The organism is Caulobacter sp. UNC358MFTsu5.1 (assembly GCF_000712075.1).
In the GTDB taxonomy this organism is placed as follows: Bacteria; Pseudomonadota; Alphaproteobacteria; order Caulobacterales; family Caulobacteraceae; genus Caulobacter.
Genome location: NZ_JONW01000005.1, coordinates 1,431,288 through 1,440,590, shown reverse-complemented (window position 1 = coordinate 1,440,590; position 9,303 = coordinate 1,431,288). Strand labels below are relative to the sequence as shown.

Here is a 9,303-nt window from a genome sequence, read left to right as displayed (position 1 = left end):
GCTGAACTTCAGTCGCAATCCACCGAGCATAAGTCGCCCACTCGGAACCCTCTCCCAGAGGGAGAGGGCCGGGTGAGGGGTTACGACGTCCGACGGAGCGCCGGCAGTGCGGCGGCAGCCAAACCCGACAGGGTGAAACCCCTCACCCTCCCACGCCTGCGGCGCGGGTCCCTCCCTCTCCCTCTGGGAGAGGGTGCGAGACGCCCTCTTCACCCCGCGAAATACCCCGCCTGCTGCATATCGGTCAGCAGGTCCGGCTGGTTCGGCGTCCAGCCCAGCACCTCCCGGGTCCAGGCGCTGGAGGTTGGGGCGTCGGCGGCGGCGAAGCGGGCGAACCAGCCGAACCAGTCGGCGGCCTCGTCCGGCGACACGCTGACGACGGGCACGCCCAGCCCCGCGCCGATCGCGGCGGCGATGGCCTTGAACGGCGCGCCCTCCTCGCCGATCGCGTGGTAGCGCGCCCCGCCCTCGCCGCGCTCCAGCGCCAGCCGGTAGACCGGGGCGGCGTCGAAGCGGTGCACGGCCGGCCAGCGGTTGAGGCCCTCGCCGATATAGGCCGCGGCCCCCTTCTGCCGGGCCAGGCCGATCAGATGCGGCACGAAGCCGTGGTCGCCCGCCCCGTGCACCGACGGCGGTAGCCGCACGACCGAGGCCTTGATCCCACGCGCCGCCAGGGCCGCGGCCGCCGGCTCGGACTGGCGGGGATGGCCCGGCCCGACGGGCATCCGGTCGTCCTCGGTCGCCAGGCGGCCGTCGGCCAGCAGCAGGGTCCCCGAGGTGACCAGCAGCGGCCGCTCCGTGCCCTCCAGGGCCGCGCCGATCGTCTCGATGGCCCGGCGGTCCTGTTCGCAGTTCTCCACGAACCGCGAGAAGTCGTGGTTGAAGGCGGTGTGGATCACCCCGTCGGCCGCCGCGGCGCCGCGCGCCAGGCTGTCCGGGTCCTCGAGGGAGCCCTGGTGGACCTGGGCTCCGGCCGCCTCGAGCTGCCGGGCACCGGCCTCGGACCGGGTCAGGCCCAGAACCTGGTGGCCGGCGGCGATCAGGTCTTGGACGACGGCGGAGCCGACGAAGCCGGTGGCGCCGGTGACGAAAACACGCATGGGAACTCTCCGATGTTCGACGGAGGTCATTTGGCGCGTATGCTATGCCGGTAAAAGACGAGAGATTATCAGGGTATAATGACTAACAGGATCGAGACGCCCGCGCCTCGGGACTCCCTGGCGACCTATCTGAAGGGGCGCCGGGCCAGGCTGAATCCCGCCGACTTCGGCCTGCCGACGGGGCGGCGGCGCACGCCGGGCCTGCGGCGCGAGGAGGTCGCCCAGCGGGCCGACATCAGCGCCACCTGGTACACTTGGCTGGAACAGGGACGCGGCGGCGCGCCCTCGGCCGACGTGCTGGACCGCATCGCCCGCGCCCTGCTGCTGACCGATGTCGAGCGCGAGCACCTGTTCCTGTTGGGCCTGGGGCGTCCGCCGGAGGTGCGCTACGCCAAGTCCGAGGGGGTGACGCCGCGCTTGCAGCGGGTGCTGGACGCCCTGGAGGCCAGCCCCGCCCTGATCCGCACCGCCACCTGGGACGTGGTGGCCTGGAACAAGGCCGCCGCGGCGGTGCTGACCGACTACGGCGCCCTGCCCCCGGAACAGCGCAACATCCTGCGGCTGATCTTCGGCGATCCGCGCGTGCGCGAGGCCCAGTTCGATTGGGACAGCGTGGCGCGGTTCGTGGTCGCCGCCTTCCGGGCCGACGCGGCGCGGGCGGGGGCCGGCGCCGAGGTCCAGGCCCTGGTCGAGGACCTGAGCCGGACGAGTCCGGAGTTCGCCCGGCTGTGGCGCGAAAACGACGTGCGGCACTACGGCGAGGGGGTCAAACGCCTGCGCCATCCGGTGCTTGGCCCGATCGCCTTCGAATATTCCGCCTTCGCCGTCGACGGCCGGCCGGACCTGGGCCTGGTGGTCTACAACCCGGCGACGGCCGAGGACGCCGACAACATCCGCAAGCTGGTGGCGGCGCGAGATGTGTCCGCGAGCTAGGCGCCTCCCCCAATAGTTGTCATCCCGGACAGCCCCTGCGGGGCTTCCGGGATGACAGCCGGAAGAGCGGTGGCCCTAAACCCGCAAATCCGCGGTCACCGGGGCGTGGTCGCTGGGACGTTCCCATTCGCGCACCGTGTCGTGGACCTTCGACGACACCTTGCCGTCGACGATCGCCGCGTCGCGCAGGCCGGGGCTGGCCAGGATGTGATCCAGGCGCAGGCCGCGGTTGGACTTGCGGAAATCGGCGGCGCGGTAGCTCCACCAGCTGAACAGCTTTTCCGGCTCGGGCACAGCCAGGCGCGGCAAATCCAGCAGGTCCATCGACTTGATCATCGCGTCGAAGGCCTCGAGCTCGGCCGGCGTGTGGCTGACGACCTTCAGCATCTGGCGGTGACTCCAGACGTCGTTCTCGCCGGGCGCGATGTTCAGGTCGCCGGTGACGATCAGCGGCGCCTTGGGGTCACGCTTCTTCAGGGCGGCGGTCAGGGTCTCATAGAAGTCGAGCTTGTGGTCGAACTTCGGATTGCCGACGCGATCGGGCGTGTCGCCGCCGGCCGGGATGTAGAAGTTCTGGATGTCGACCCCGGCCACCTTGACCGCGACGCAGCGGGCATGACCCTCGCGGCAGTTCATCAGCGTCGGCACGTCCTCGAAGGGCAGGCGCGAGGCGATGGCCACGCCGTGCCAGCCCTTCTGGCCCATGACCTTGATGTGCGGCAGGCCCATGGCGACGAAGGCCTCGCGGGGGAACTCCCCCTCCTGGCACTTGATCTCCTGCATGCAGAGCACGTCGGGGGCCTGCTCGTCGACGAAGCGGGCGGCCTGCTCGGCGCGCAGGCGGACGGAATTGACGTTCCAGGTGGCGATACGGAGGCGCATGCCGTTCCTCTAGAGCTTCGAAACGGCCGGCGACAACGAAAAACGCCCAGACACGAAGTGTCTGGGCGAAAGTCGGGTCTCTCATGCCGCCGCCGGGAGGGGATAGGTCCGGCACGGTTGCGAAGGGCGGGTCGGGCGCTCTTCGCCATGCGTGTTAAATCTGCCACGGCGAGAATCTAAGTCAAGGACAATCGCGTTAACATCTTGCATGTTGTGAAATTGTCGCATTTCGGCCGCGTCGAACGGCCAAAATACAACTAGGGCTTGCCGACGCGACGACGGGGGTCATTCAGGACGAACAGTTTCGGGTCCAGGCCGGACGTCTTTTCGAAGTCCACCAGGCGCACGCGGGTCTCCGCGCCCTTGGCGTCGGTGACGGTCCAGCCGACCAGGTCGGGGCCGCTGCTGAAGTTCAGCTCGATGCGGCCGCGGGTCTCCTTCTTGGCGTCCACCGCCTGGATGCTGAAACCGTCCGCCAGCTTGCGCACGCCGGTGATGGTCACGCCGCGGTCCAGCCGCACCTCGCGGGCCAGAAGCAGGACCAGGGGCGTGCGGCTGAGCGGATAGCTCTCGAAGGTCTTCAGCCGGGGGTCGGAGATGTTGACGCTGCTGCCGTTGCTGACCACCAGCAGGCCGTTGGGGCCGTCATAGGCGAAGCGGGCCTTGCCGGGACGCTGCAGGTAGAAGGTCCCCTGGGTCTGGGTCCCGCGCGCGTCGGTCTGGATGAAGCGCCCCTTGGCCGAGCCGAGGGTCTGGATATAGGCCGTGGCCTTGTCGACCAAGGCCTGGTCCTCGGCCGAGAGCTTGGGGGCCGCCGTCTGGGCGGCGAACGCGGGCGCGGCGGCCAGGGCGAGGCCGGCGGCGAGGATCAGGCGGCGGGTCGTGTTGGTCATGCGATCTCCTAGACGTCAACCTTTGCCCTGAGCGTGCGACGAGCGAAAGGCTCTCGCGCGACCATTTTCCGGCGCTCCGATGAAGCGCCGTTCAGGTTCGGGAGGTTGGAGGCGAAAGAAACGCCGTCGAACGGCCGAGGTTTCAGGCGGTGGGACGGTCCTACTTCTTGGCGTCCTTGACCGCGCCCTTCAGGTCGCCCTGCTTCACGTTGCCGGTGACCTTGTCTTCCTTGCCCTGCGCCTTCAGGTCCTTGTCGCCGACGACCGTCCCGAGGCCGGATTCGACCTTGCCGACGGTTTCCTGCTTGCGCCCGGCTTCCTTGTCGCAGGCGCTCAGGCCCGCCACGGCGATCACCAGGGTCAGGGCGAGGAACGGCGTGCGCGGTCGGGTCATGGGCGAGGCTCCGTGGGCGATGATCGGGCGCGACGACCTCGGCCGTCACGCGCCTACAACGCAAGCGGAGCCATAAACGATCCGGCCGCGCCGGGCCGCCCCTACATCGGCGGCGGGGGCGGCGCCAGGATCTCGCGCTTGCCGGCGTGGTTGGCGGGGCCGACCACGCCCTCCTTCTCCATCCGCTCCATCAGCGAGGCGGCGCGGTTATAGCCGATCTGCAGGCGGCGCTGGATGTAGCTGGTCGAGGCCTTGCGGTCGCGGGTGACCACGGCCACGGCGTGGTCGTAGAGGTCGTTGGCCCCGCCCTCGCCCGCGAAGGCGCCCTCGATGGCCTCTTCCTGCTCCTCGTCGCCGCCGGCGGTGACTTCGTCGAGATAGTTGGGGATGCCCTGGTCGCGCAGGAACTTGGCCACGGCCTCGACCTCGCCGTCGCTGACGAACGGGCCGTGCAGGCGGGTGATGCGGCCGCCACCGGCCATGTAGAGCATGTCGCCCTGGCCCAGCAGCTGCTCGGCGCCCTGCTCGCCCAGGATGGTGCGGGCGTCGATCTTGCTGGTGACCTGGAAGCTGATCCGGGTCGGGAAGTTGGCCTTGATGGTGCCGGTGATGACGTCGACCGACGGGCGCTGGGTGGCCATGATCAGGTGGATGCCGGCGGCGCGGGCCATCTGGGCCAGGCGCTGGACGGCGCCTTCGATGTCCTTGCCGGCCACCATCATCAGGTCGGCCACCTCGTCGATGACCACCACCAGATAGGGCATGGGCTCGGGGCGGATCTTCTCGGTCTCGTAGATCGGGCGGCCGGCGTCGTCGAAGCCGGTCTGGACGGTCCGCTCGAAGTGCTCGCCCTTCTCCAGGGCCTCGTTGGCCTTCTCGTTGAAGCCGCCGATGTTGCGCACGCCGATCTTGGACATGCGGCGATAGCGGTCCTCCATCTCGCGGACGGTCCACTTCAGCGCCACCACGGCCTTCTTCGGATCGGTCACGACCGGGGCCAGCAGGTGCGGGATGCCGTCATAGACGCTGAGTTCCAGCATCTTCGGGTCGATCATGATGAAGCGGCACTTCTCGGGCGGCAGCTTGTACAGGATCGACAGGATCATGGCGTTGACGCCGACCGACTTGCCGGAACCGGTGGTGCCGGCGATCAGCAGGTGGGGCATCTTGGCCAGGTCGGCGATGTAGGTGTCGCCGCCGATGGTCTCGCCCAGGGCCATGGGCAGGTTGTGGCTGGCGCGCTCGTAGTCGGCGCTGCTGAGCAGGTCGCGCAGATAGACGGTCTCGCGGCGCTGGTTGGGCATCTCGATGCCGATGGCGTTGCGGCCCTGGGCCACGGCCACGCGGCACGAGATCACGCTCATCGAGCGGGCGATGTCGTCGGCCAGGGCCACGACGCGGGCGGTCTTGGTGCCGGCGGCCGGCACCAGCTCGTACATGGTCACGACGGGGCCGGGGCGGATCTGGTCGATCTGGCCGCGCACGCCGAACTCGGCCAGCACGCTTTCCAGCAGGCGGGCGTTCTGGCGCAGGGCCTCCTCGTCGAACTCGGCCGAGCGCGGCTTGGGCTTGGCCAGCATGGCCAGCTCGGGCAGCTGGAAGCCCTCGGCCTCGAAGTCGAAGGCCTTCTGCTGTTCGCGCTGCTCGCGGTTGTTGGACTTGGCGGGCGTCTTGGGCTGGGCGATGGCCAGGGGCCGCGGCTCGAAGCTGGGCTCGAAGTCGTCGTCGTCCTCCACCGGCGGCGGGGCGGCCTTGGCGGCCTTGCGCGGCGCCACGGCGGCGGCGGCCGCCTGGGGTTCGACCTCGATCACCGGGGCCGGAGCCTTGCGCGGCGCGCGCGGACGGGCGGCGGGTTCGGGGGCGGCGACGGGCTGCGGCGCGGGCGCGCGCTCGCGCGGCTGCATCAGGCCGTGGACCATGTCGCCGATCGCCTCGGGATCGATGCGGCGCACGCCGATGGCGTAGCCCAGGGCCACGGCCGCGCCGATCGCCAGCAGCAGGGCGGCGATCAGGTGGGCGCCGGGCAGGCGGGCGAAACCCAGGAGGCCGGCCAGCAGGTTCAGCACGCCGTCGCCCCAGAACCCGCCCAGACCCTTGGCCAGCGGCCAGGCGACCGGCTTGGGCGGCGCGGCCAGCAGGCCGGCCAGGGCCAGCAGACCCAGGCCGCCGACGGCGGCGCGGACCCGCAGGTCGCGGCGGTGGGCGGCCGGGTCGGGCTGGGTGACGCGCGACATGCCGAACACCAGCATCAGGGCGGCGGCCATCCAGCCGGCCAGGCCCATCGACTGCATGACCACGTCGGCCAGGGCCGCGCCGGCTCCGCCGAGCGCGTTGGTGGCGGGCTGGCCGGTGGCGGCGTTCAGGCTGGGATCGGCGGCGTTGTAGGTGGCGACCGACAGCAAGAGGCCCGCGCCGACCACGCAGATCACCCCGCCCCGGAACCGCGCCGACCACGGCTGGGCCCAGCCGTACCGCACCGCGTCCCAGACCAGTTCAACGCTCGATCGCCGCGCCGCTCGCGCCATCAGAAGTCACCTTGCACTCGTAGACTCCCCTGTTTTGCCGCAAGAGGGTTAAGGCGTATTTACGATGATCGGGTTTGCCTGTGGTTTGAGGTCGCGTCGGAGGGTGACGAACTTGGCGAGGATACTGGCGTCGATCTTCGGGAGCCTGGGCCTCGTGGCCTTCATGATCCCGGCCGTCCTGCAGTTCACGGCGGCGGTGGGCCATGCCGATCCGGCTACCGGCCGCCTCTACGGTCTGCCCCTTAAGGGCACGACCTTCTATTTCACGCACCTGAACGCCCTGCTGTACCGTCACGCGAGCCATGTGGCCCCGGTGCTGGTCCTGCTGTTCGCGCTTTGCGTCCTTCTCCAGATGCGGGAAGACCGCCGCGGCGTCGACGTCGGCTAACAGGTCTCGGAATAGAACAAAAAGAGAACATACGTCCGGACTCGTCGTGGGCGGGAGTCATCCTGGCGCGTAACCCGCCGCTGTTGGCGGGTCAGTTGGACGCTTGGTCATGGACAAGGAGCTTTTGAGTCAGTTGCCGATCATCCTGTCGGCGGTCGCGGGCGTGTTCACCGCCTTGGCGACCTTGGTGTGGGCGTTCCGGCGGCGGCCTTGATCGTCGCCGGAACCGCGTCCTCAGGCCGTGCCCAGATAGTCCTTCTTGCCGATCTCGACGCCGTTCTTGCGCAGGATCGCGTAGGCGGTGGTCAGGTGGAAGAAGAAGTTCGGCTGGGCCTGGGTCTGCAGATAGGCCAAGCCCTTGACCACGCTGGTCTCGCCGCGCCGCGTCAGGGTGATGTCGCGATCCTCGGCGCCGTCGAACGCCGCCGGGTCCAGGCCCTCGACATAGGCGATCGCGCGATCGACCCGGGCGATCAGGTCGCCGAAGCCGGTCTCGACGTCGTCCCAGGCGGGAACCTCCTGGCCGGCCAGGCGCGCGGCGCAGCCCTTGGCGAAGTCGGTGGCGATCTGCACCTGGCGCAGCAGCGGGAACATGTCGGGGAACAGCCGCGCCTTCAGCAGGGCGTCGGGGTCCAGCTTGCGGGTCTCGACATGGGCGGCGGCCTTGGCCAGCACGCCCTTGAGGCCCTTCAGCCCCTGGACGAAGACGGGAACGCTGGCCTGGTGGATGGTGATCGACATGGAAGCTCCGGGGGATGAGGCCGGGCCGGTCTAGCCTGCGTCGCGGAAGCGGCAAAGCGGGACCGGACGGAACGGGCCCGCCGCATCGGGGTTTCTCAGGGGTTCAATTCACTCCCCTCAGGAGCCTTCCCATGAAAGTCAGCGACGCCATGACCAGCCAGGTCAGCACCGCCGCCCCCACCGACAGCGTGCGCAAGGTCGCCCAGGTGATGGCCCACGTCGAAACCGGCGCCGTGCCGATCGTCGAAGGCGGCAAGGTCGTCGGCCTGGTCACCGACCGCGACATCGTCCTGCGCGTGGTCGCCGAGGGCCGCAGTTTCGACAGCCCCATCTCCGAGGCGATGAGCGAGGGCGAGGTCCAGAGCGTCAAGGAGGACGACGTCCTGGCCGACGCCACCGCCAAGATGGCCAACCACCAGATCCGCCGCCTGGTCGTGCTCAACGAGGCCGGCAACCTGGCCGGCATCCTGTCGCTGGGCGACGTGGCCAAGGACTACGGCGCCAAGCAGGTGGGCCGGACGCTGGAGGAGATCTCGCAGGAAGGCGGCGAGACCTCGGCGGCCCACTAGGGTCGCTTCAAGGCCCGGGCCAGCGGGGTGATCTTCGACCACTCGAAGGGGATCACCACCGGGCCGTCGCCCACCGGCGCGCCGTCGAGCGCCTTTTCCGGCGCCACCATCATGTCGGCCACGGCCAGCATCGCCTTTTGCGCGGCGGGCGTCGGATCGCCGCTCGCGACGCATTGGGTCAGCCGCCTTTCGGCCGAGACCCGGCACTGGAGCAGGCTGACGCCGGCCGTCATGTCGACGCCGTCCAGGGCCGGCAGGGTCAGGGCCAGCCAGGGCTGCTGCTTCCACTCCAGTGCGTGCAACGCACAGAACTGGTCCGGCTTTTCAGCGGTCGGGCACGGGACGGCGTTGCGGGTCTTCGGCGCGACGCCGAGGGTCAGCACCATGGCGTTGCTGCCGGCGAGGAAACTGCTGGACGGCGGCCGCCTGTTCTGGTCGGCGAAGATGATCGGCACGATGGCCCGGTTGCGGGTCGGATCGGTGACATCGACCGTCTTCGGATCGACGCGGAAAATGCGGCCCAGCTTCAGGGCGGCTTCCCCGAATGCGTAGCCGGTCGGGAATTCGTCGACCACGCGGCAGTGGTCCAGCAAACCCTTGGCCGTCACGTCGCAATCGATGATCCCGCGGCCGACGACGGAGTCGCGCGCGGCGTTCTCCGGATAGTATTTGGCCATATCCCGGCCGGTCGGCTTGTGCAGCCAGTCCGACCCCATGGGCCAGTTGGCTCGAGGATCGGCATGAGCCTGGCCCGACGCGAGCGCGGCGACCGCCGCGACGATGAAGATGGTGCTGCGCGCCATGGAAACCCCCGAAGCGGCGAAACTGTACGGCTTCGACAGGGAAGACAATCCTGGGTCGTTCGGGTTCGCGGCCCG

Annotated in this window: 10 protein-coding genes; 3 read left to right on the top strand and 7 right to left on the bottom strand. The window is 69.6% G+C overall.

Annotated elements, in window-relative coordinates; all coding sequences use genetic code 11:
* Positions 1–209: 209 nt before the first annotated feature.
* Complete coding sequence (locus BR39_RS0108630) at positions 210–1,100, bottom strand: SDR family oxidoreductase (protein ID WP_029909894.1); 891 nt, start codon at positions 1,098–1,100, stop codon at positions 210–212.
* A gap of 78 nt (positions 1,101–1,178) precedes the next feature.
* On the opposite strand from BR39_RS0108630, the gene BR39_RS0108625 reads away from it, so the two are divergent.
* On the top strand, positions 1,179–2,033 hold the full coding sequence (locus BR39_RS0108625) for a helix-turn-helix transcriptional regulator (protein ID WP_029909891.1): 855 nt from the start codon (positions 1,179–1,181) through the stop codon (positions 2,031–2,033).
* 75 nt (positions 2,034–2,108) lie between these two features.
* Here BR39_RS0108625 and BR39_RS0108620 read toward each other — a convergent pair whose 3' ends face one another.
* The 4 genes from BR39_RS0108620 to BR39_RS0108605 all read right to left on the bottom strand — a co-directional run bounded on the left by BR39_RS0108620 (position 2,109) and on the right by BR39_RS0108605 (position 6,727).
* Positions 2,109–2,915, bottom strand: a complete 807-nt coding sequence (locus tag BR39_RS0108620; RefSeq protein ID WP_029909888.1) for an exodeoxyribonuclease III — start codon at positions 2,913–2,915, stop codon at positions 2,109–2,111.
* Positions 2,916–3,172: 257 nt separating this feature from the next.
* Entirely contained in the window at positions 3,173–3,808 is a 636-nt protein-coding gene (locus BR39_RS0108615) for an outer-membrane lipoprotein carrier protein LolA (protein WP_029909887.1), read from the bottom strand.
* Positions 3,809–3,968: 160 nt separating this feature from the next.
* Entirely contained in the window at positions 3,969–4,202 is a 234-nt protein-coding gene (locus tag BR39_RS0108610) for a CsbD family protein (RefSeq protein ID WP_029909884.1), read from the bottom strand.
* A 101-nt stretch (positions 4,203–4,303) separates the two neighbouring features.
* On the bottom strand, positions 4,304–6,727 hold the full coding sequence (locus BR39_RS0108605; protein WP_029909879.1) for a DNA translocase FtsK: 2,424 nt from the start codon (positions 6,725–6,727) through the stop codon (positions 4,304–4,306).
* 112 nt (positions 6,728–6,839) lie between these two features.
* Between BR39_RS0108605 and BR39_RS0108600 the strand changes: the two genes are divergently transcribed.
* A complete protein-coding gene (locus tag BR39_RS0108600; RefSeq protein ID WP_156035628.1) occupies positions 6,840–7,115 on the top strand; it encodes a hypothetical protein in 276 nt (91 codons plus the stop codon).
* Between the two features lie 234 nt (positions 7,116–7,349).
* Here the strand turns inward: BR39_RS0108600 and BR39_RS0108590 are convergent, their stop codons facing one another.
* Positions 7,350–7,856 carry a DUF1993 family protein gene (locus BR39_RS0108590; protein ID WP_029909871.1) on the bottom strand — a complete coding sequence of 169 codons (507 nt, stop codon included), beginning with the start codon at positions 7,854–7,856 and terminating at the stop codon, positions 7,350–7,352.
* Positions 7,857–7,987: 131 nt separating this feature from the next.
* On the opposite strand from BR39_RS0108590, the gene BR39_RS0108585 reads away from it, so the two are divergent.
* Positions 7,988–8,425 (top strand): CBS domain-containing protein, encoded by a 438-nt coding sequence (locus BR39_RS0108585; protein WP_029909869.1) that lies wholly within the window; start codon positions 7,988–7,990, stop codon positions 8,423–8,425.
* Here BR39_RS0108585 and BR39_RS25720 read toward each other — a convergent pair.
* Complete coding sequence (locus tag BR39_RS25720; RefSeq protein WP_051695291.1) at positions 8,422–9,228, bottom strand: TonB family protein; 807 nt, start codon at positions 9,226–9,228, stop codon at positions 8,422–8,424. The two genes, BR39_RS0108585 and BR39_RS25720, sit on opposite strands and share 4 nt — an antisense overlap.
* Positions 9,229–9,303: the final 75 nt, after the last annotated feature.